Here is a 20,238-nt window from a genome sequence, read left to right as displayed (position 1 = left end):
CTTCGGCTCTAGGTTCCGAATGAGCACTGGCGGGAGAGACGAGATGGCGAGCCTCGGGCAGATGTTCGGCGCGGGAGATACCGAAACCTTCATGGGCGTGCCGCGCTGCCGCGACCTGTCGCGGCTGGCGTCGAGGGTCGCGATCCTGGGCGCGGACTGCGCGACGCCCTATGCCTCGGCCGGGGCCTATTGCGCGGGCGGGGCCGCGGCGATCCGGGCGGGTGCCGCGGATTATGCGGCGAACCTGTCGCACCACCATTTCGACCTGGGCGGCATCGGCTGGCCGGACGGGCATGTCTCGGACGCGGGCGACCTGCCGCAGGATCCCGACGATGCGTCGGGAAACCGGGCGCGGCTGTTCGGAGCGGTGGAGCAGATCCTCGGCAAGGACGGGTTGCCCGTGATCCTGGGCGGTGACGACTCGGTGACGATCCCGGTGCTCGAGGCCTATGCCGGGCGGGGCGCCTTCACCCTCCTTCAGGTCGACGCGCATATCGACTGGCGCGACGAGGTGCAGGGCGAGCGGATGGGGCTGTCGTCGGTGATGCGCCGCGCCTCGGAGATGTCGCATGTCGCAAGCATCGTGCAGGTTGGCCAGCGGGGTCTTGGGTCGGCACGGCCGCAGGACGTGCGGGCGGCGACGGACTGGGGCGTAGGCTTCGTTCCGGGCGGAGAGGTGGCCCGCGACGGCGTCGGTCGTGCGGTCGACCTGGTGCCCGATGGGGCCGATGTGGTGGTCTGCTTCGACTTCGACGCGCTGGATCCGTCCATCATGCCGGCCGTCATCGCGCGGACAGCTGGCGGTCTGCGCTATTGGCAGGCGCTCGAGCTGCTGGCGGGGGTGGCGTCGAAGGCGCGGATCGCAGGCGTGGTCTTCACCGAGTTCATGGCCCCGCGCGACATCGACGGGATGGGGGCGGCGACGGCGGCGCAGATCGTCATCGCGACCCTGGGGATCCTGGCCCGGCAGCGCTAGACGGCTGAAATCAGTGGTGCGAGTTCATCCTGCGGGATGTGCTGGTCGAACATGATGCCGGCGTACCAGGCACTGGACCAGACGATCGACGCGGCGCGTTCGCCCTGCGGCAGCCGGACCGACAACGCCGTGCCGCGTGGCGGCGCATTTTCCCAAGCCAGTTTCATGCCCCCCGACGAGATGTCGAGGGCTGTGAGCCGGATCGATTGCGGTCCGCGCGCCGGCGTCTCGTAAGCGACGTCGATGGCGATGGTCGTGAAGTGACGCGGCAGACGCTCGACTTCGGCGATGCGGTAGGGACGCGACGTGCGCACGATATACACGAGGACGGCGAGGGCCGCGATCCCGGTGGCCGAGAGCAGCGGCCAGAGGTTCGTGGCTCGTGATACGGCGGCGTTGCCGGTGTGGCCGGTCGAGGCAAGACCTCCTTGAGCGCCCTCTTCCTCCTCCGGCCCTGCGGTCTCGAAGCGTGGCACGCAGCCTGTCGCGCGGACGGCGCGCGCGAGCCAGGCGACGTTGTCGCGGCGGGGCGCGCGCGCGGCCATCGACGCGGGATGCCCTGTGACGAAGTCGCGCGAGAGGCTGTGCGCGGCTGCGAGGATGCGGTCGAGCCGTTCCACGTCGAGGTCGGTTTCCGGGGGAAGACGCGCTGCGAGGGCGATGGCCGAAGTGCCCGGCAGCGCCGCCAGAAGCTGAGCGGCGGAGCGGGCGGCGAGGTTTGGATCATCCACGACGATGGCGTGATAACGGTCGTGGATGCGAGCGAGCGAGGTCGCAGCCTCGCACCCCGTCCCGGCGGTGGCGGGCTCCGTGAAGAGCAAGGCGAGGAGGGCGAGGATCCGAGGGAACATGTTCAGCACTGCTGCGCGCGGGGCGTGCCGATCATAGGCCATGAGGGTTTGCGCGCGGGTTAACGGCAAAGGCGTGCCGCGTCAGATTGCGCCGTGCGATGCTGGCGTGTATGTCTTTCGACAATGAAAAATGGCGTTGAGGATATGGGCATGCGTCGGGTCGTCGTCACGGGACTTGGGATCGTTTCTCCTCTCGCCTGCGGGGTCGAAGAGACATGGCGCCGCCTTCTGGCGGGAGAGTCCGCGGCGGGGACGATTACGCGGTTCGATGCTAGCCATCTGGCGACCACCTATGCCTGCGAGGTGCCTCGCGGAGACGGGTCGGACGGGACGTTCAACCCCGACGACTGGATGGAGCCCAAGGAACAGCGCAAGGTCGACGATTTCATCCTCTACGGCATGGCCGCCGCCGAGCAGGCGGTGCGGGACGCGGGCATCGGCGATTTGTCCGACGAGGAAAAGCTGCGCACGGGCGTCATGATCGGGTCGGGCATCGGTGGGCTTCAGTCCATCGCCGAGACGGCCGTGCTTTTGAAGGAGCGCGGGCCGAGGCGGGTGTCGCCCTTCTTCATTCCGGGCGCTCTCATCAACCTCGTGTCGGGGCAGGTGTCGATCCGCTTCGGGTTCAAGGGGCCGAACCATGCCGTTGTCACGGCCTGTTCCACCGGGGCTCACGCCATCGGGGATGCGTCGCGTCTTATCATGCTGGGTGACGCGGACATCATGGTGGCGGGAGGGGCGGAAAGTCCGATCTGCGAGATCGGGATCGCCGGGTTCAATGCCTGCAAGGCGCTGTCGACCAAGCGCGGCAACGATCCGGAGAAGGCCTCGCGTCCCTATGACGCCGACCGCGACGGTTTCGTCATGGGCGAGGGGGCGGGCGTCGTGGTGCTGGAGGAGTACGAGCACGCCAAGGCGCGGGGCGCGCACATCTATGCCGAGATCCTGGGGTATGGGCTGTCGGGTGACGCCTATCACATCACCGCGCCGTCCGAGGACGGAGAGGGTGGCGAGCGGGCTATGCGAGCCGCGCTGAAATCGGCGGGACTGACCGGGGCCGATATCGATTACATCAACGCGCACGGCACCTCGACGATGGCGGACACCATCGAGTTGGGCGCAGTTGAGCGGGTCATGGGCGATGCGGCGGCGGGTGCGACGATGTCGTCCACCAAGTCGTCGATCGGTCACCTTCTGGGGGCGGCGGGCGCGGTGGAAGCGATCTTCTGCATCCTCGCCTTGCGCGATCAGGTTGCGCCGCCGACCATCAACCTCGACAATCCTGCCGTCGAGCCGAAGCTCGACCTTGCGCCGAACGCCAAGCGCGAGCGCAAGATCGACGTGGCGCTGTCAAATTCCTTCGGGTTCGGGGGCACGAACGCGAGCCTCGTGATGGGACGGGTCGACCTCTGATGTGGCGCTCTTTCGCCTCGAACATGTTGACGATCCTGATCGTGGCCCTGATCGCGATTGCGGGCGTGATTGCCTGGGGACAGCGGGAGTACGTCGCGGAGGGGCCGCTGGAGGAAACGATCTGCGTGCAGGTGCCGCGGGGCGGGTCCATTGCGAAGGTGGCCGAGGGGCTTGAGGCGCAGGGTGCGATCTCGAACGCGACGATCTTCCGGCTGGGGTCCGATTACTCGGAGCGCTCGCCCGCGTTGAAAGCGGGCTCTTTCCTTGTCGAGCCCGGTGCGTCGATGCAGGAGATCGTCGGTGTGCTGACGGGCACGGGCGTGTCGACCTGCGGGACTCAGGTGCGTTACCTCGTGCAGGTGGGCGGCCAGTTGATGCGGGTGCGCGAGCTGGACAAGGACACGCAGCAATTCGTGGTGGCGGCGGAGTTCGATCCGAAGGCGGTCGAAACACCGCCTGCGGAATACCTGGAGGCGCTGGACGACGTGGCGACGGGCTTTGAGGTCGTCGTGACCGAGGGCGTCACGAGCTGGCAGGTGGCCGAGGCGCTGAAGGCGTCCGACCTCTTCGCGGGCGACCTGACCGAGGTGCCTGCCGAGGGCGCGCTTGCGCCGGGGTCCTACGAGATCCGTCCTGGTCAGGACCGGGGCGCGTTCCTGGATAACCTCGAGGCGATTCAGACCGCGCGTCTGGATGCGGCCTGGGAAGCGCGGAGCGAGGATGCCCCGGTCGAGACGAAGGAGGAGGCGCTGATCCTCGCCTCGATCATCGAGAAGGAGACGGGGCTGCCGGACGAGCGCTACCTTGTCGCGAGCGTCTTCGCGAACCGGCTGCGGGACGGGATCAGGCTTCAGACCGACCCGACGGTGATCTACGGCATCACCAAGGGGCAGGGCGTCCTGGGGCGGGGTATCCGGCAGAGCGAGCTTCGGGCGGAGACGCCATACAACACCTACGTCATCGAGGGGCTGCCGCCGACTCCGATCGCCAATCCGGGCGAGGACTCGATCAAGGCGGCGCTGGCGCCGGCGGAGTCGGAGTATGTGTTCTTCGTTGCGGACGGCACCGGAGGCCACGCCTTCGCGGTTACGCTGGAAGAGCACAACGCCAACGTCGCGCGGTGGCGAGAGATCGAGGCAGAACGTGCGGCGGCGGCTGAGGCTGCCGCTGAGACGGCGCCGGAAAACCAGTAGCGATTCCCTTTCTGTTGGACGGAATTGGGCGGGGTAGGATCTGCTCGACGGCAGGGGCATTGGCCCGGTCCGGCCGGCTGTTGCGTGAGTTTTCGTTTGGAGGGCGTTGAAGACGCTCGGAAAGTCGCCGCGGTAACCATTCGTTAATCGCATCGTACGGTATTATCCAATTCTATCAACAACTTAAGGCTTGACCTTCAGGGCGGTCCGGGGTACACCTTCAGGCAAGCTAGGAGACGTGGCAGCGCGGTTCGGGGTAAGTCCCGGTGCCGCGTTTTTCTTTTCCATACCATGGGAGCGTGGATGACAGACGATCCAGCCATTCTCGCCGGAACCTTCAAGTCGCGCAGGCTGCTGCTCTTAAGCGAGTCCGTGGTCAACGACATGCTCGACGTGTTCCAGGACGCTGCGACGGAGACGGCGAAGACCGCCGACAAGGCCTCGCTGGCCGAGATGAAGAGTGCGCTTCTCGTCTATTCGAAGGCGCGGAACGAACTGATAGACGAGGTGAAGAAACATGAAAAGCATGTCCTTGAAGCGAGAGGACTTATCGCGTCCGCCCCTATCGACTTCGACCGGCTTCGGGTTGAGATCGGGCGCTCTCTCGATCGCATCCGCACCGCGAGAGATGCAGAGGGAATTCCTGGAGGGTCTTTCTGACCAGGCGCTGCGCGCGCTGCCGTATCTGTTCGACTTCTGGGCGCTTCCGCACCAGTTGCCGCCCGAAGATGCGGGCCAGTGGAAGACCTGGGTGGTCCTTGGCGGGCGCGGTGCCGGAAAGACGCGGGCGGGGGCCGAATGGGTCCGCTCGATGGTCGAGGGATCGGGGCCGACGGACGAGGGACGGGCGCGGCGTGTGGCGCTGGTGGGCGAGACCTTCGACCAGGCGCGCGACGTGATGGTCTTCGGCGAGAGCGGGATCCTGGCCTGCACGCCGCCGGACCGGACGCCGGTTTGGGAATCCGGGCGGCGGCGGTTGGTGTGGCCGAACGGGGCCGAGGCGAAGCTGTTCTCGGCGCATGATTACGAAGGGCTGCGGGGGCCCCAGTTCGACGCGGCCTGGCTTGACGAATTGGGCTGTGCCGCCGTCGACAAGGGGACGAACGAGCCGAACCGTTTTCTCGACCCGAAGTCGTCGGAGTCGTCGTTGCCGAAGCATTCGACAGGCGCACGCGACGACCTGATCCAGATGCAATACCTGCGTGCGGTGTCGGAGTTTTGGTCCGACGCCGGAAACAACCCCGTCTCGGACGTCTATGGCGCGCAGATGATCGACACGGGACGCATGTTCGTTTGGGCTTGGGATGCGCGACCCTATCCCTGGTTTCCTGCCGATGCCGACGTCTGGGGCGATGGCGAGAACTATGCGCGCGGGCACTGGCTGAATGGTCGGGTGGCCTCGCGGACGCTTAACGGTGTCATCCGCAGCATCTGTGCGTCGCAGGGCATCGACGACATCGACGTCTCGGACGTCCGGGGCCTTGTCCGGGGCTATGCGGTCGAGGGCGGTGCTTCGGCGCGGGAGGCCTTGCAGCCGCTTCTTCTGGCACATGGTGTGGATGCGGTCGAACGCGAGGGGCAGGTCGTTTTCCGGACGCGCGACGGACTCGTCGGCGAGACCCTCGAAACGGCGCTTTTCGCGCGCGACGAGGGGGAACCGGTTCTGTCGCGGACACGTCTGGCCGATGCCGAAGTCTCGGGGCGTGTGCGACTGACCTACGTCGAGGCCGATGGGAATTACGAGGCCCGCGCGACGGAGGGAATCTTTCCTGACGAGGTCACGACGGGCATAGCGCAGAGCGAGTTGCCTCTCGTCCTGACAGGAGGGAAAGCCCGATCCGTCGTCGACCGCTGGCTTGCCGAGGCGCGGGTTGCGCGCGAGGGCGCGACATTCTCGTTGCCGCCGTCTTCGGGTGTGAGGGCGGGCGATGTGGTCACGGTGGAGGGTGCCGATTATCGCGTGGACCGTCTCGAGGAGGCGGGCGCGCGACGGGTCGAAGCGGTACGTGTGGAGCGGGGTCTCTATCGTCCCTTCGTCGGGACGGATACCTTCGTCATGACGCAGCCGCATGTTCCGCCGCTGCCGGTCTGGGCGGAAATGATGGACCTTCCGATCCTGCGGCCGGAGGCGGTGCCTGACGCGCCATGGATCGCGGCGGTCTCCGAACCCTGGCCGGGCGAGGTGGCCGTCTATTCATCCATCGACGGGGAGCGCTGGAGTTTCGAGACCAGTCTCTCACGTCGCGCTGTCATGGGTGTGACGCTGAATGATCTTCCGGCGGCTCGGGTCGGGCTGTGGGACAGGGGTCCCGATCTGTACGTGCGGCTGGCCTACGGCACCCTGGCGTCGGTCGACGACATGTCGCTGTTCGCAGGTGGCAACGTGGGCGTGATCGGGTCCTCCGATAGCCTAGACCGGGAGGTCTTCCAGTTCCGCGATGCGAAGCTTACGGCGCCCGAGACTTGGGCGCTGTCGCATCGGATGCGGGGGTTGCGCGGTACGGAGGGGATCATGCCCGAAATCTGGCCTGCGGGATCGACGGTCGTCGTTCTGGACGCCGCCTTGCGACAGGTTGTCTTGCCGTCTGAGGCGCGCAGACTCGAGCGGCACTATCGGGTGGGGCCCGCGACGAAGCCGGTAGATCACCCGTCCTACATCGGCTTCACGCATATGGCGCGTGGTGTCGCGTTGCGTCCCTTCGCGCCGGTTCATTTGAGATTGGCTGTCGATGGAGCAGGGGCCCACCATTTCTCCTGGATACGCCAGCCACGGATTGACGGGGACAGCTGGACGCTGGCCGAGGTCCCCCTCGGCGAGGCGAGCGAGCGCTACCGGGTCGAGGTCTGGAGCGCGGGAACGCTTCGCAGGGCCAATGCGACAAGCGCGCCTGTCTTCACTTATGCCGCGGCGGAGCGCGTCGCTGACGGCGTCACGGGACCCTACGACGTGAGGGTAGCGCAACTGTCGGACCTTTACGGACCGGGACTTGAAGCAAGGATCAACATCAATGACTGAGACGATTCGACTTGGGTTGCCGGTCCTGGCGCCGGCACAAGCACAGAAACATGTGACCGTGAACGAGGGTCTCGCGCGTCTCGATGCGCTGGTCCAGCTTTCGATGGTCGGGGTCGATATCGTCGTCCCGCCCGTGTCGCCCGCCGAGGGCGACGTCTATGGTGTCGGCGAGGTGGCAACTGGTGCCTGGGCCGGACGAGACGGACAGATCGCGCTTTTTCTGAACGGAGGCTGGGCCTTCATCACGCCCGCGTCCGGCTGGCAGGGATGGTCAGAGGACGCCGGAACCCGCATCGTCTTCGACGGTAGGGCATGGATCGAAGGGGCGGGGGCTCTGTCCGCGCACGGCGCAGGTTTCGTTCACCGCGTCGTCGAGATCGACCACGCCATAAGCGCCGGCGTCACTTCGACGGTGACGGCCGCCTTGCCCGGCGGCACCACGGTGTATGGCGTGACGGCGCGTGTCGTCTCGACACTTGGGGGCGCGTCTTCACTGGACATCGGCGTTTCGGGGTCCCCGACGCGCTACGGCTCGGGGATCGGAACGGCTCAGGGCTCGTGGGCACGAGGACTGACCGGCTCTCCCCTTGCGTACTACGCCGATACGGACCTTGTCCTCACCCCCACGGGGGGCGCATTCGCGGGGACAGGCGTCATCCGACTGGCCATCCACTTGGCGGAGTTGAGCCTTCCCCGCGCCTGAACAAGGCATTGCCTGAGGGCAGGGGCTTTTTTCTTGGAGCGACCTTGCTATCTGTTCTAGAACGCTCGCGTCAGGGAAGGAAGCGACATGGGCAAGGAACTGCCGCGGCTCACGCCTCTCGACCCGGTCTGGGACCGGATCAAGCAGGATGCGCATCAGGCGATCAACGATGAGCCGCTGATCGGTGGCATGGTTCACGCGGCGGTGCTGCACCATGCGACGCTGGAAAGCGCGCTCTGCTATCGGTTCGCGCTGAAGCTGTCTTCGCCCGAGATGGACGCCCAGCTTCTGCGCGAAATCTCGGAAGAGGCCTATGCCGCTGACCCGAACCTGGGCGAGGCCGCGCGCGCGGACCTGGTTGCTATCTTCGAGCGCGATCCGGCCTGCCATCGGCTGCTTCAACCCCTGTTGTTCTTCAAGGGCTTCCAGGCGGTCCAAGCCTACCGTGTCGGCCACTGGCTGTGGACAGAGGGTCGCCGCGATCTGGCCTACTTCATTCAGGCGCGCGTGAGCGAGGTCTTCGGCGTCGACATTCATCCGAACGCAGTCGTGGGCAAGGGCCTGATGATCGACCACGCTCACTCCATCGTGGTCGGCGAGACGGCAGTCGTCGGGAACAACGTGTCGATGCTGCATTCCGTCACGCTGGGCGGAACCGGCAAGGAAGGTCACGACCGCCATCCCAAGGTAGGCGATGGCGTCTTGATCGGAGCAGGCGCGAAGGTGCTGGGGAACATCAAGGTCGGAAACTGCAGTCGGGTCGCCGCAGGGTCTGTCGTTCTTCAGGAAGTGCCGCCGTGCAAGACCGTCGCGGGTGTGCCAGCCCGCATCGTGGGCGAGGCGGGCTGCGATCAGCCGGCCTTGAGCATGGACCAGATCCTGGGCTCGGTCGGGACGGACTGAGTCAGGACTTCTTTCCGTCGCGACGTCTTTCCTGTTAGGTTCCACTTGAAGCCAAACAGGGGGTGTCGGAATGAGCATTCGTCGAGCGAAGGGTCGCGGACATCTCTTCGACAGCATCTTGGACACTGTGGGTGACACACCGGTTGTGCGGATCAACCGTATCGGGCCGGATCACGTCACCGTCTACGTCAAGTTCGAGGCGTTTAATCCCGCAGGGTCCGTGAAGGATCGCCTGGCCCTCAACATCATCGAAGCGGCAGAGCGCGATGGACGTCTGAAGCCCGGACAAGCGGTCGTCGAGGCGACGAGCGGCAACACCGGCATCGGGCTGGCAATGGTATGTGCCGCCAAGGGGTACCCCCTCGTCATCACGATGGCCGACAGCTTTTCGATCGAGCGGCGCAAGCTGATGCGATTCCTGGGAGCTCGGGTCGTTCTGACGCCGCGGGCGCAGAAAGGCCTGGGCATGTACCACAAGGCCAAGGAGCTTGCCGAGGCGAACGGCTGGTTCCTCGCAAGCCAGTTCGAGACGCCGGACAACGCCGATATCCACGAGACGACCACAGCGGCCGAGATCCTCGGCGATTTCGACGGGCAGCGTCTGGATTATTTCGTCACAGGCTATGGCACCGGCGGAACGGTCACCGGTGTTGGGCGAGTGTTGCGGCGCGAGCGACCGGACACGAAGATCATCCTCTCGGAGCCGGCAAACGCGCAGATCGTGGGGTCGGGTCGTGCCAACGACCGGAACGAGGCGCACCAGCCGACGGCAAGCCATCCCGATTTTCAGCCCCATCCGATCCAGGGGTGGACGCCCGACTTCATCCCTTGGGTGCTTCAGGAGGCAATCGACGAAAAGCTGTACGACGAGCTTATTCCCGTGGCGGGTCCGGACGGCATCCATTGGTCGCGAGAGCTGGCGCGCAAGGAAGGAATCTTCACCGGCGTGTCGGGCGGATCGACATTTGCGGTCACCATGGGCTTGGCAGAGACGGCGCCCGAAGGGTCGGTCCTCTTGTGCATGCTGCCCGACACAGGTGAGCGTTACCTGTCGACACCGCTGTTCGAGGGCGTGACCGAGGACATGGACGACGACGAAATGGCGCTGTCTCTGTCGACGCCGGGCTTCCAGCTCTGACGATCAGGTCTTTGCGCCGAAGGGCCGGTCGATGACGGCGAGGTCGACGAGATTCCACGTCAGCTTCTCGTTGCGGTAAAGACGTTTGCCGCGCCGCGGATAGTCCGACACGTCGTGGGCCTTGCGCTGGCTTACCGCAAGGCAGCGCAGCGCCACTTCGCCCGTGTTCTTCAGCGAATGGGCAAGTCCGCCCTTGCGGCATCCGATGAAATCGCCCGGTCCGATCTGGAAACTTTCGGAACCGACACGGGCGATACCCGTGCCCTCGATCACATAAAGGCACTCCTCCTCGTGGTAGTGCTTGTGGTGTTCGGTGCTTTCGTCGCCGGGCGCCACCTCGATCAGGGCAAAGCCGATCTCCTCCATCCCCGTCAGTTCGCCGAGCGCTTTCTCGACTCGGCGCGCGCCGTCGTTCAGGAAATGCGTCCTGAGTGTGCCGGGCAGGGCATCGATGTCCCGCCGGGTGAGAATGTAGGTCTCCTTAAGCATCTCGCCTCCTGCGTACCGCGGACCGGTTGCCGCGTCTCCTAGCAGGTCAGAGGTGTCGAACGCGTTAAGCGACGCCGACCAGTTGGTCGAAGGCTTCGAGTGCCTTGACGCCGTACATGTAAGCCGGTCCGCCTCCCATCATCACGGCGACCGAGATCGTGTCGGCCACATCCTCGCGGCTGGCGCCGGCCCTTGCGGCGGCATGGACGTGGAAGCCGATGCAATCGACGCAGCGGGTGGCGATGCCGATACCAAGCGCCACCAGTTCCTTCTCGCGGACCGTCATCGCGCCTTCGGCCATCGCCGCGCGGTGTAGCGCGGTGAACCCATGGCCCGTTTCGGGCCTGAGACCGCGGAACGTGTTCAGGTTCGCGCTTGTCTCGTCGAGGTGGTGCTTCCAGTCCATGATACATCCTTTCCGGTCTCGGAAAGGATCTGGCCCGGGTGATGTCCCCGAGCCTTGTCCTGGATCAACCCGGTTTCATCGGCCCGGAAATATCCCGGGGAGCGCGAGGGGCAGCGCCCCTCGCCGGGCCTTGGTCAGGCCAGCATCCCCATGGGGTTCTCGAGGTTGGCCTTGATCGCCTCGAGCAGCTGCGCGCCGAGCGCTCCGTCGATGACGCGGTGGTCGACCGACAGCGTCACGCTCATCACCGTCGCGACCTCGATTTCACCCGCGTCGTTGACGACGGGCTTCTTCACTCCGGCACCGACCGCAAGGATCGCGCCGTGAGGCGGGTTGATGACGGCGTCGAAGTTGTCGATGCCGAACATGCCCAGGTTCGAAACGGCGAAGCTGCCGCCCTGGTATTCGTCGGGCGCCAGCTTGCGGTCGCGTGCGCGGGCGGCGAGGTCCTTCATCTGCGCCGACAGGGTCGAGAGCGATTTCTGCTCGGCGTCCCGCAGGACAGGCGTGAACAATCCGCCTTCGATGGCGACGGCCACCGCCACGTCGGACGGCTTCAGCTTCAGGATACGGTCGCCCGCCCAGACCGCGTTTGCGTCCGGTACCTGCTGCAGCGCCAGCGCGCAGGCCTTGATGATGAAGTCGTTGACCGACAGCTTCACGCCGCGCGCCTCGAGCTGCTTGTTGAGTTGACCCCGAAAGGCCATCAGGGCGTCGAGCCGGATGTCGCGGCGCAGGTAGAAGTGCGGGATCGTCTGCTTGGCCTCGGTCAGGCGGGCGGCGATCGTCTTGCGCATACCGTCGAGCTTGACCTCCTGGTACTCCCGGCCCTGATACATCCGGGCGACGGCATCTGCACCCAGTCCGGCGGGCATCGCGGGCTTCTGGCCCTCGGTCGCCTTCGGCGCCTCGGCGGCGGGTGCGGCGGCCTTGCCGGGTTCGGCGGTCTCGACGTCGGCCTTCACGATCCGGCCCTTCGGTCCCGATCCCTTGACCTGGTTCAGGTCGAGGCCCTTGTCCTTGGCGATCCGGCGCGCCAGCGGCGAGGCGAAGACGCGTTCGCCCTTGTTCTCGGACGCCTCGACCTTCGGAGCGGAGGCCTGACCGTCGTCGCCGCGGCCATAGCCCTTCTGCGGTTCGGTCGCGGAGGAGGCGCCGGCCGGAGCCGTCTTGGGGTCGGCCTCCTTCTTGGGCGCTTTGGCTTTCGTGTCGCCCAAGTCATCCGCGCTTTCGCCGTCGGCGAGAATTACGGCGATCGGCGTGTTGACCTTCACGCCCTCGGTGCCCTCGGCCACGAGAAGCTTGCCGACGGTGCCTTCGTCCACCGCCTCGAACTCCATCGTCGCCTTGTCGGTCTCGATCTCGGCCAAAAGGTCGCCCGACGAGACGGTGTCGCCTTCCTTGACCAGCCATTTCGCCAGTGTGCCCTCCTCCATCGTGGGGGAGAGTGCGGGCATAAGGATTTCTATCGGCATCGCGGTTCCCCCCTCAGCGATATGTCACGGCCTTCACCGCATCGATCACCTCTTTCACGCTGGTCAGCGCCAGCTTCTCGAGGTTCGCGGCATAAGGCATGGGCACGTCCTTGCCGGTGCATTTCAACACCGGCGCATCGAGATAGTCGAAGGCCTCGCGCATGATCTCGGACCCGATGTGGTCGGACATGCAGGCGACAGGCCAGGCCTCTTCGATGGTGACGCAGCGGTTGGTCTTCTTCACGCTCTCGATCACGGTCGCCATGTCGAGGGGGCGCAACGTGCGGAGGTCGATGACCTCGGCTGCGATGCCCTCTTTCGCCAGTTCGTCGGCGGCCTGAAGGGCGTAGGTCATGCCTATGCCCCAGGAGACGAGCGTCACATCCTCGCCCTCGCGCCAGATACGGGCCTTGCCGAAGGGAATGGTGAAGTCGCCGATCTTCGGCACGTCGAAGCTGCGGCCGTAGAGGATCTCGTTCTCAAGGAAGACGACCGGGTTCGGATCGCGGATCGCCTGCTTCAGAAGGCCCTTCGCATCCGCGGCCGAATAGGGCTGCACGACCTTGAGGCCGGGGACCGAAGAATACCACGCCGCGTAGTCCTGGCTGTGCTGTGCGCCGACGCGGGCGGCAGCACCGTTCGGACCGCGGAAGACGATCGGCGTCCCCATCTGCCCGCCCGACATGTAGAGCGTCTTGGCGGCCGAGTTGATGATCTGGTCGATGGCCTGCATCGCGAAGTTCCAGGTCATGAACTCGACGATGGGACGAAGGCCGCCCCAGGATGCGCCGACGCCGATGCCGGCGAAACCATGCTCGGTGATCGGCGTATCGACCACGCGGCGGGCGCCGAATTCGTCCAGAAGACCCTGTGTGATCTTGTAGGCGCCCTGGTACTCGGCCACCTCCTCGCCCATGACGAAGACAGTGTCGTCGCGGCGCATCTCTTCGGCCATCGCGTCGCGGAGCGCTTCGCGGACCGTCGTCGACACCATCTCGGTGCCTGCGGGATAATCGGGCTCCTTGGCGCGGCTCCCGACGGCCTTCGCCTTGGCGGGCGCGGGGGCAGGGGCCTCGGCCTTTTCCGCGGGCGCCTCATCCTTCGACGGCGCTTCGGTCTCGACGTCGTCGGCGCTTTCGCCCTCCTCGACGAGGACGGCAATTGGAGTGTTGACCTTCACACCCTCGGTCCCCTCGGCGACGAGGAGCTTGCCCACGGTGCCCTCGTCCACGGCCTCGAACTCCATCGTCGCTTTGTCGGTCTCGATCTCGGCCAGGATATCGCCGGACGAAACCGTGTCGCCCTCCTTCACCAGCCATTTGGCCAGCGTGCCTTCCTCCATCGTGGGGGAGAGTGCGGGCATCAGAATCTGTGTCGCCATGGTCCTGTCTCCCCTCAGGCGTTCTGCGGCGCGCGGACGCCGTCTTCGACGATGATGTCGGTCCAAAGCTGCTCGAGCCCGGGCTCGGGGCTTTCTTTCGAATACTCCGCCGCCTCGTTCACGATGTCCTTGATCTCCTTGTCGATCGCCTTGAGCTCGTCCTCGGTCGCGTCGCCCTCCAGAAGTCGGCGGCGTACCTGCTCGATGGCGTCGCGCTCTTCGCGCATCTTCTGGACCTCGTCGCGGGTGCGGTACTTGGCCGGATCCGACATCGAGTGGCCGCGATAGCGGTAGGTCATCATCTCGAGGATGTACGGACCCTTCCCGGCGCGGCAATGCTCGACCGCCTTCTGGCCCGCGGCGCGGACGGCAAGGACGTCCATGCCGTCGACCGCCTCGCCCTCGATCCCGTAGGCCGCGCCACGCTCCCACAGCGAGATCGACTTGGTCGCGCGCTTGACGCTCGTTCCCATGGCGTACTGGTTGTTCTCGATCACGAAGATCACCGGCAGATCCCAGAGTTCGGCCATGTTGTAGGTCTCATAGACCTGGCCCTGGTTCGCCGCGCCGTCGCCGAAATAGGTGAAGGTGACGCGGTCGTTGCCCTTGTACTTGTCAGAGAAGGCGAGTCCCGCGCCCAGTGGAACGTTTGCGCCGACAATCCCGTGTCCACCGTAGAAATGTGCATCTTTCGAGAACATGTGCATCGAGCCGCCCTTGCCTTTGGACAGCCCGCCCTCACGCCCCGTCAGCTCGGCCATGACCCCTTTCGGGTCCATCCCGCAGGCCAGCATGTGGCCGTGATCGCGATAGGTCGTGATGCGCTTGTCACCCTCCTCGGCGGCGGATTCGAGTCCCACGACGACCGCCTCCTGGCCGATGTAGAGGTGGCAGAACCCGCCGATCAGACCCATCCCGTAAAGCTGTCCTGCCTTCTCCTCGAACCGGCGGATCAACAGCATCTCCCGGTAATACTTGAGCAAATCGTCTTTGGATGCGTTGGATTTCGCGGCGGTGCGCGTCGCCTTCCTGGCGGCCATCGGCGGTCTCCTCCCTGGATCTGGCAAGATAGTTGAGCGTTAAACTATTCCCCACACCATACACTTTCGTGGTGAGCGCGCAACTGACGCGAAAGAACCGAAGCGCAGGCCTCCCTCGTCGCAAAGTGCCATGAAAAAGTCTTGTTCTGCACAAAATAGCGACGGATTTCCCTTGGTCGAGAAATGAAAAGAATCTATGTTCACCATCACGTAACTTGCATGTACGTAACTTGCATGGTGGGGATTTTTCCATGTTCATGAAGACAACACTTGCTGCTCTGGCCGGCTGGTGTGGCGCAGGCGGCGACCCTGGTCACCGTCCTCGACAGGGACCCTTTCCCTCGGGATCTGGTTCTTGCGGACTACGGTATCGACTCTCCCGCGCTCTACAAGTGCGACGAGATGGACGCCGGATCCTGCACTGATGAATACGCCGGCAGCCCGCTTGGATCGTTCTCCGTGCTTTTCGATACCGACAGCACGACCAGCGGCACGTGGAGCTGGAACGGCGAGGGCGACTACTCGCCTCACTACATGGCCGTGAAGGCAGGTCAGCTGCGGAACAATGGCGGCGTCGCCATCTATGATCTCGAAGGCGCCACGAGCGGCACCTGGAGCACCATGGACCTGGCCTGGAAGGACGTGTCGCACATCGCGTTCTTCAATACTGGCGTCAGCGAAGTCCCGCTTCCGGCTTCGGCGCTTCTGCTTCTTGGTGGAATGGGCGGCCTCGCGGCCATCCGTCGCCGCAAGAAAGCCTGAGCTTCAAGAAACCTCGTGACAGGGCGCCTTCGGGCGCCCTTTTGCTTTGGCGTGTGGGTTGGCCGGGCAGGGGCGCCAACGTCCAAGCCAGGATTGTAATTGGTTGTTATCAACGTAAGATCGCCGGAAGAGGAGATCTGCGCATGATCCTGTTCCTGCACGGCGCCAACGTGGACGCCGACTACCTGACGCCTTCCAATTATCCGCTGCTGAGACGGCTCGCCTCGCTTGCGCCAGTCGAAGCCCCTCTCATCCAGGGAGACTGGTTGGATGCGTTTGACGGGCTGCTCACGTCCCTCGGCCCGGACGACGCAATCGTCGGGCATTCGCACGGCGGAGCGATGGCGCTGAAATGGATCGCCGAACGTGCACCGGGCAAGGCGTTGTCCTCGTTCGTCGGTTGCGCCATGCCGGTCTGGGGACAACCCGACTGGGACATGTCGGAGTTCTGCCTTCCAGCCGATACCGAGGGCGCCTTCGACGCCCTCGGTCGCGTGACCATTCTTCAGGCGCAGGATGACCAGATTGTCGATCCGGCACATGCAGACCTTTACGGCGCGCGGATCGCCGGGGCGAGGGTAAGACACTTGCGGAAGGGCGGGCATGACCTCGACGATGCCGAGACGACCGAGGCCCTCGCGAAAGCGCTGGGGCTCAGTTGAGGATGATCTCGTCCGACCGGACCAGGCCCAGGACGTCGCGCGCCTGCTCGTCTAGCAGATCGAGGTCGAGGTAAGTATCGGACAGGCGTTTCGTCTTGTTCTCGAGCGCTGCGACCTCGGCCGCCAGCCGCTCCCTCTCGACAGCCAGCGTCATCGCCTCGGCTTCGATCTCGACCCGGCGGAACAGGCCGAAATCGCCCTGCACGCTCGCGAACAGGAAATAGACGCCAAGCGAAAACATCAGTGCGAAATAGGCGACGACGCCAAGGCCGGGTCTGTTGAGTGCGGTCAAGTTACTGCCTCTTCGTCCATCCTCTGCGGGATGGCGTCGACCCTGATTCTGTCATGGTGATTCGCCGAAGAAAACCCCTTATTTCAAGGGCTCGGCAATATACTACGCGAGCGGCGCCCGGATGGTCCGGGCGCCCTCGGTTCAGGTGATCGAGGCGCGGTAGATCGAGTCGATCGTCTCGGCCAGCGTGGCGTTGAACTCTTCGTCCGACTGCTGGTCCGACAGCCCCTCGCTCAGGGCGCGGCTGAAGCTGGCGATCATGCCGTGGTTCTGCGCGAGAAGCGCGTTGGCCTCGTCGCGCGAATAGCCGCCCGAAAGGGCGACGACACGCATGACCTTCGGATGGTCGATCAACGGCTTGTAGAAATCGGCCTCCGAGGGCAGCGACAGCTTCAGCATGACCTCCTCGTCCATCGCGTCCATCGCCTCCATCAGCGCGTCGCGCAGGATCGCCTCGGCCTCGGCCTTGTCGGCGATCTTGATGTTGACCTCCGGCTCCAGGATCGGGACGAGGCCGTGGCCAAGGATACGCTTCCCGACCTCGGCTTGCTGCGCGACGTTGCGGCGGATGCCGCCTTCGTTCGCCGCGTTGATGACCGAGCGCATCTTGGTGCCGAAGACGCCCTTGTCCTTCGCGCGCTTCAGAAGACCGTCGAGGTCGCCCATGTCCTTCATGATCTGCACGCCGTCGGCTTCGTCCTCGAGCCCCTTGTCGCACTTCAGGAAGGGGACGACGCCCTTCTTCTCCCACAGGTACGTCGGCGCGGGAATTTCGTCGAAGTCGCGGTCCATCGTCATCTCGAAGAGGATGGCGCCGATGACCTTGTCGCCGATGAAGGCGGGCGCCTTCACGATCCGCGCGCGCATCTCGTGGATGAGGTCGAACATCTCGTCCTCGGAGGAATAGCGGTCTTCGTCGATCCCGTAGAGCTTGAGCGCCTTTGGGGTCGAACCGCCCGACTGGTCCAGCGCCGCGACGAAGCCCTTGCCGGTGCGCATCCGTTCCGCTTGTGTGACCATGATATCCTCGTTCCTTTGCACGTTCCGGCCCCTCTTGCGGGGGGCATTGCCGCCTGTCAACGCTGGTGCCGCTAACGGCGCGCCGATTGGCTCAGTCCTGGTCGAGCGCCGCCACACCGGGCAGGGTCTTGCCTTCCATCCATTCGAGGAAGGCGCCCCCCGCAGCTGAGACATAGGTGAAATCGTCGGCCACGCCAGCCGCGTTCAGCGCCGCGACCGTATCGCCGCCGCCCGCGACCGAGACGAGGTGGCCCGCCTTCGTCAACTCTGCCGCTTTCCGTGCCGCAGCGACCGTGGCGGCATCGAAGGGTTCGATCTCGAAGGCGCCGAGCGGGCCGTTCCAGATCAGCGTCTTCGCGCCCTCGAAGACCTGAGCGATGCGCGCCACGGTCTCGGGCCCGGCGTCCAGGATCATGCGGTCGGACGGGCAGGCGTCCGCGGGCACCGTCACATGGTCGGCGTGGGCCTTGAACTCGGTCGCGCAGACTACATCCACAGGCAGCACGATCTCGCAGGCGGCTTCCTCGGCCTTGGCCATGATCTCGCGCACCGTGTCGGCCATGTCGTGTTCGGCCAGCGAGGTGCCGACGTCGTGGCCCTGAGCGGCCAGGAAGGTGTTCGCCATCCCGCCGCCGATCACCAGCGTGTTCACCTTGCGGACGAGGTTTCCCAGAAGATCGAGCTTCGTCGACACCTTGGCCCCGCCGACGACGGCCACGACGGGCCGCTCGGGCTCGGTCAGGGCCGCCGTGAGCGCCTTCAACTCTGCCTCCATCAGACGGCCGGCCGCCGACGGCAGGCGGTGTGCGACACCCTCTGTCGAGGCGTGCGCCCTATGAGCGGCCGAGAAGGCATCGTTGACGTAGACCTCGCCCAAAGCGGCGAGAGAGGCCGCGAACATCGCGTCGTTCTTCTCTTCGCCCTCGTGGAAGCGCGTGTTCTCCAGAAGCAGGACCTCGCCCTCCTTCAGCGCCGCGACGGCTGTCTTGGCGGGTGCGCCGATGCAATCGTCGGCGAAGACCACCGGCACGCCCAGGATGCGCTCGACGTCCTCGCGGATCAGCGAGAGCGACATCTCGGGCACGCGCTTTCCCTTCGGGCGGTCGAAATGCGCCATCAGCACCGGCTTGCCGCCCTTCGCCATGATGTCGCGAATGGTGGGCACGATGCGCTCGATCCGGGTCGCGTCGGTCACGCTTCCGTCCTCGACCGGCACGTTCAAATCGACCCGGACCAGCACCGCCTTGCCCTTCATGTCGATGTCGTCGAGCGTCTTCCAGGCCATGTACGTCTCCCGTATGAGCATTCCGTCTCAACTACGCCATGCCGCGCCCGCGTCAACAGGAGAGGGACCGCGCATCTTGTGACCGGCCCCCTTTCCCTCGCGCGGCCTTCCCTCTAGGGTCCGCCCCGACACAAGAAGGAGGCTTCCCTTGGCCGAATACGCAAATCCCGAAAACACGATCCTCATCGAGCTGAAGGACGGCACCGTCGCCATCGAGCTTATGTCCGACATCGCGCCGCAACACGCCGCGCGCATGAAGGAACTGGCCCGCGAGGGCGCCTACGACAACGTCGTCTTCCACCGCGTGATCGACGGCTTCATGGCTCAGACGGGCGACGTGGAGCACGGCATTCATGGCGAGGGGCTGAACATCCGCCGCGCCGGCACCGGCGGATCGTCGAAGCCCGACGTTCCGGCCGAGTTCAGCCGCATCCCCCACGACCGCGGCACCCTCGGCGCCGCGCGCAGCCAGAGCCCGAACTCGGCAAACAGCCAGTTCTTTATCAACTTCAAGGACAACCATTTCCTGAACGGGCAATACACGGTCTATGGCCGCGTCATCAGCGGCATGGAACATGTCGACAAGATCGCACGCGGCGAGCCGCCGATGAACCCCGACAGGATGATCAGCGTGAAGGTCGCCTCCGATGAATAAGATTTTCCTTTCCTTTTCTCTTTTCGCCGCCCTTGCCGCGACCCCCGCGCTCGCGCAGGAAGACAGCGCCGGCCCGAACCTCGTTATCGAGGTCGCGGGCGAGGCCAACGGCCGCGTCGTCATCGACCTGTTCGAGGAGACGGCGCCCCAGCACGTCGCCCAGATCGCCGCATTGGCAGAAGAGGGCGCCTATGACGGCGTCGTCTTCCACCGCGTGATCGACGGCTTCATGGCTCAGACCGGCGATGTCGAATTCGGCAAGTCGGGCGGCGACATGAGCCAGGCCGGCATGGGCGGCTCGTCGCTGCCCGACATCGCGGCCGAGTTCGGCGACATCCCCTTCGACCGTGGCATCGTCGGTATGGCGCGGGCGCAGGATCCGAACAGCGCCAACAGCCAGTTCTTCATCATGTTCGACGAGGGTCATTTCCTGAACGGCCAGTACACCGTCGTCGGCCGCGTGATCGAGGGCATGGACATTGTCGACGCGATCAAGCGCGGCGCTGGTCCGAACGGCTCGGTGTCGGATGGTCCCGACGTCATGCAAGACGTGTCGATTGAGCGCTGACGGCAGGCGC

At 65.2% G+C, this 20,238-nt stretch carries 21 protein-coding genes; 12 read left to right on the top strand and 9 right to left on the bottom strand.

All coding sequences use genetic code 11. The features are described 5' to 3' along the window. Positions 1-43: 43 nt before the first annotated feature. The gene (locus EF888_RS13265; RefSeq protein WP_109758141.1) at positions 44-976 is read left to right on the top strand and encodes an arginase family protein; all 933 of its coding nucleotides are present in this window, start codon (positions 44-46) and stop codon (positions 974-976) included. Here EF888_RS13265 and EF888_RS13260 read toward each other — a convergent pair. Further along, positions 973-1,869, bottom strand: coding sequence for a PilZ domain-containing protein (locus EF888_RS13260; RefSeq protein WP_109758142.1), 897 nt, complete (start codon positions 1,867-1,869; stop codon positions 973-975). The two genes, EF888_RS13265 and EF888_RS13260, sit on opposite strands and share 4 nt — an antisense overlap. A 108-nt stretch (positions 1,870-1,977) precedes the next feature. Here EF888_RS13260 and fabF point away from each other — a divergent pair, with 108 nt between their 5' ends. The 7 genes from fabF (at position 1,978) to EF888_RS13230 (ending at position 10,193) form a co-directional block, all read left to right on the top strand. Further along, positions 1,978-3,240: a beta-ketoacyl-ACP synthase II gene (fabF, locus tag EF888_RS13255; RefSeq protein WP_109758523.1), complete on the top strand. Its 1,263-nt coding sequence runs from the start codon at positions 1,978-1,980 to the stop codon at positions 3,238-3,240. After that, the gene (mltG, locus tag EF888_RS13250) at positions 3,240-4,433 is read left to right on the top strand and encodes an endolytic transglycosylase MltG (protein WP_109758143.1); all 1,194 of its coding nucleotides are present in this window, start codon (positions 3,240-3,242) and stop codon (positions 4,431-4,433) included. The genes fabF and mltG overlap by 1 nt, the downstream gene beginning before the upstream one ends. A 303-nt stretch (positions 4,434-4,736) precedes the next feature. Next, a complete protein-coding gene (locus EF888_RS21865) occupies positions 4,737-5,093 on the top strand; it encodes a hypothetical protein (RefSeq protein WP_164721692.1) in 357 nt (118 codons plus the stop codon). Beyond that, positions 5,062-7,449, top strand: a complete 2,388-nt coding sequence (locus EF888_RS13245) for a baseplate megatron protein TIM-barrel domain-containing protein (protein ID WP_164721691.1) — start codon at positions 5,062-5,064, stop codon at positions 7,447-7,449. The genes EF888_RS21865 and EF888_RS13245 overlap by 32 nt, the downstream gene beginning before the upstream one ends. After that, on the top strand, positions 7,442-8,152 hold the full coding sequence (locus EF888_RS13240) for a DUF2793 domain-containing protein (RefSeq protein WP_109758145.1): 711 nt from the start codon (positions 7,442-7,444) through the stop codon (positions 8,150-8,152). The genes EF888_RS13245 and EF888_RS13240 overlap by 8 nt, the downstream gene beginning before the upstream one ends. Before the next feature lie 87 nt (positions 8,153-8,239). Then, complete coding sequence (gene cysE, locus EF888_RS13235) at positions 8,240-9,055, top strand: serine O-acetyltransferase (protein WP_109758146.1); 816 nt, start codon at positions 8,240-8,242, stop codon at positions 9,053-9,055. A gap of 70 nt (positions 9,056-9,125) precedes the next feature. Then, complete coding sequence (locus tag EF888_RS13230; RefSeq protein WP_109758147.1) at positions 9,126-10,193, top strand: PLP-dependent cysteine synthase family protein; 1,068 nt, start codon at positions 9,126-9,128, stop codon at positions 10,191-10,193. 3 nt (positions 10,194-10,196) lie between these two features. Here the strand turns inward: EF888_RS13230 and EF888_RS13225 are convergent, their stop codons facing one another. From EF888_RS13225 to pdhA, 5 genes are all read right to left on the bottom strand, one after another. After that, positions 10,197-10,682, bottom strand: coding sequence for a cupin domain-containing protein (locus EF888_RS13225; RefSeq protein WP_109758148.1), 486 nt, complete (start codon positions 10,680-10,682; stop codon positions 10,197-10,199). A gap of 64 nt (positions 10,683-10,746) precedes the next feature. After that, positions 10,747-11,088 (bottom strand): carboxymuconolactone decarboxylase family protein, encoded by a 342-nt coding sequence (locus EF888_RS13220; RefSeq protein ID WP_109758149.1) that lies wholly within the window; start codon positions 11,086-11,088, stop codon positions 10,747-10,749. Positions 11,089-11,222: 134 nt separating this feature from the next. Continuing rightward, positions 11,223-12,563 (bottom strand): pyruvate dehydrogenase complex dihydrolipoamide acetyltransferase, encoded by a 1,341-nt coding sequence (locus EF888_RS13215; RefSeq protein ID WP_109758150.1) that lies wholly within the window; start codon positions 12,561-12,563, stop codon positions 11,223-11,225. 13 nt (positions 12,564-12,576) lie between these two features. Next, positions 12,577-13,944, bottom strand: a complete 1,368-nt coding sequence (locus EF888_RS13210) for a pyruvate dehydrogenase complex E1 component subunit beta (RefSeq protein WP_109758151.1) — start codon at positions 13,942-13,944, stop codon at positions 12,577-12,579. Positions 13,945-13,958: 14 nt separating this feature from the next. Continuing rightward, positions 13,959-14,984: a pyruvate dehydrogenase (acetyl-transferring) E1 component subunit alpha gene (gene pdhA / locus EF888_RS13205; RefSeq protein WP_109758152.1), complete on the bottom strand. Its 1,026-nt coding sequence runs from the start codon at positions 14,982-14,984 to the stop codon at positions 13,959-13,961. Between the two features lie 270 nt (positions 14,985-15,254). Here pdhA and EF888_RS13200 point away from each other — a divergent pair, with 270 nt between their 5' ends. Both EF888_RS13200 and EF888_RS13195 read left to right on the top strand, forming a co-directional pair. Further along, positions 15,255-15,746 carry a VPLPA-CTERM sorting domain-containing protein gene (locus tag EF888_RS13200; protein WP_241239666.1) on the top strand — a complete coding sequence of 164 codons (492 nt, stop codon included), beginning with the start codon at positions 15,255-15,257 and terminating at the stop codon, positions 15,744-15,746. Between the two features lie 143 nt (positions 15,747-15,889). After that, positions 15,890-16,408: an alpha/beta fold hydrolase gene (locus EF888_RS13195; protein ID WP_109758153.1), complete on the top strand. Its 519-nt coding sequence runs from the start codon at positions 15,890-15,892 to the stop codon at positions 16,406-16,408. Here EF888_RS13195 and EF888_RS13190 read toward each other — a convergent pair. The 3 genes from EF888_RS13190 to EF888_RS13180 form a co-directional block, all read right to left on the bottom strand. Beyond that, positions 16,401-16,700 carry an FtsB family cell division protein gene (locus EF888_RS13190; protein ID WP_164721690.1) on the bottom strand — a complete coding sequence of 100 codons (300 nt, stop codon included), beginning with the start codon at positions 16,698-16,700 and terminating at the stop codon, positions 16,401-16,403. The genes EF888_RS13195 and EF888_RS13190 overlap by 8 nt on opposite strands. A 141-nt stretch (positions 16,701-16,841) precedes the next feature. Further along, positions 16,842-17,720 carry a fructose bisphosphate aldolase gene (locus EF888_RS13185; protein ID WP_206508307.1) on the bottom strand — a complete coding sequence of 293 codons (879 nt, stop codon included), beginning with the start codon at positions 17,718-17,720 and terminating at the stop codon, positions 16,842-16,844. A 91-nt stretch (positions 17,721-17,811) separates the two neighbouring features. Continuing rightward, positions 17,812-19,005: a phosphoglycerate kinase gene (locus tag EF888_RS13180; RefSeq protein WP_109758154.1), complete on the bottom strand. Its 1,194-nt coding sequence runs from the start codon at positions 19,003-19,005 to the stop codon at positions 17,812-17,814. Positions 19,006-19,153: 148 nt separating this feature from the next. On the opposite strand from EF888_RS13180, the gene EF888_RS13175 reads away from it, so the two are divergent. Both EF888_RS13175 and EF888_RS13170 read left to right on the top strand, forming a co-directional pair. After that, positions 19,154-19,660, top strand: a complete 507-nt coding sequence (locus tag EF888_RS13175) for a peptidylprolyl isomerase (protein WP_109758155.1) — start codon at positions 19,154-19,156, stop codon at positions 19,658-19,660. Next, entirely contained in the window at positions 19,653-20,228 is a 576-nt protein-coding gene (locus EF888_RS13170; protein ID WP_109758156.1) for a peptidylprolyl isomerase, read from the top strand. The genes EF888_RS13175 and EF888_RS13170 overlap by 8 nt, the downstream gene beginning before the upstream one ends. The last annotated feature ends 10 nt before the right edge of the window (positions 20,229-20,238 follow it).

It is taken from the genome of Silicimonas algicola, from assembly GCF_003970735.1.
Taxonomy (GTDB): Bacteria; Pseudomonadota; Alphaproteobacteria; order Rhodobacterales; family Rhodobacteraceae; genus Silicimonas; species Silicimonas algicola.
Note: the sequence above shows the minus strand (reverse complement) of the source record. Positions and strands in the feature narration are given on the sequence as shown.

Bases quoted from the DNA above. Each gene is read 5' to 3' on its own strand.
- EF888_RS13265 (WP_109758141.1), top strand. From the start codon at position 44: ATGGCGAGCCTCGGGCAGATGTTCGGCGCGGGAGATACCGAAACCTTC.
- EF888_RS13260 (WP_109758142.1), bottom strand. From the start codon at position 1,869: ATGGCCTATGATCGGCACGCCCCGCGCGCAGCAGTGCTGAACATGTTC.
- fabF (WP_109758523.1), top strand. From the start codon at position 1,978: ATGCGTCGGGTCGTCGTCACGGGACTTGGGATCGTTTCTCCTCTCGCC.
- mltG (WP_109758143.1), top strand. From the start codon at position 3,240: ATGTGGCGCTCTTTCGCCTCGAACATGTTGACGATCCTGATCGTGGCC.
- EF888_RS21865 (WP_164721692.1), top strand. From the start codon at position 4,737: ATGACAGACGATCCAGCCATTCTCGCCGGAACCTTCAAGTCGCGCAGG.
- EF888_RS13245 (WP_164721691.1), top strand. From the start codon at position 5,062: ATGCAGAGGGAATTCCTGGAGGGTCTTTCTGACCAGGCGCTGCGCGCG.
- EF888_RS13240 (WP_109758145.1), top strand. From the start codon at position 7,442: ATGACTGAGACGATTCGACTTGGGTTGCCGGTCCTGGCGCCGGCACAA.
- cysE (WP_109758146.1), top strand. From the start codon at position 8,240: ATGGGCAAGGAACTGCCGCGGCTCACGCCTCTCGACCCGGTCTGGGAC.
- EF888_RS13230 (WP_109758147.1), top strand. From the start codon at position 9,126: ATGAGCATTCGTCGAGCGAAGGGTCGCGGACATCTCTTCGACAGCATC.
- EF888_RS13225 (WP_109758148.1), bottom strand. From the start codon at position 10,682: ATGCTTAAGGAGACCTACATTCTCACCCGGCGGGACATCGATGCCCTG.
- EF888_RS13220 (WP_109758149.1), bottom strand. From the start codon at position 11,088: ATGGACTGGAAGCACCACCTCGACGAGACAAGCGCGAACCTGAACACG.
- EF888_RS13215 (WP_109758150.1), bottom strand. From the start codon at position 12,563: ATGCCGATAGAAATCCTTATGCCCGCACTCTCCCCCACGATGGAGGAG.
- EF888_RS13210 (WP_109758151.1), bottom strand. From the start codon at position 13,944: ATGGCGACACAGATTCTGATGCCCGCACTCTCCCCCACGATGGAGGAA.
- pdhA (WP_109758152.1), bottom strand. From the start codon at position 14,984: ATGGCCGCCAGGAAGGCGACGCGCACCGCCGCGAAATCCAACGCATCC.
- EF888_RS13195 (WP_109758153.1), top strand. From the start codon at position 15,890: ATGATCCTGTTCCTGCACGGCGCCAACGTGGACGCCGACTACCTGACG.
- EF888_RS13185 (WP_206508307.1), bottom strand. From the start codon at position 17,720: ATGGTCACACAAGCGGAACGGATGCGCACCGGCAAGGGCTTCGTCGCG.
- EF888_RS13180 (WP_109758154.1), bottom strand. From the start codon at position 19,005: ATGGCCTGGAAGACGCTCGACGACATCGACATGAAGGGCAAGGCGGTG.
- EF888_RS13170 (WP_109758156.1), top strand. From the start codon at position 19,653: ATGAATAAGATTTTCCTTTCCTTTTCTCTTTTCGCCGCCCTTGCCGCG.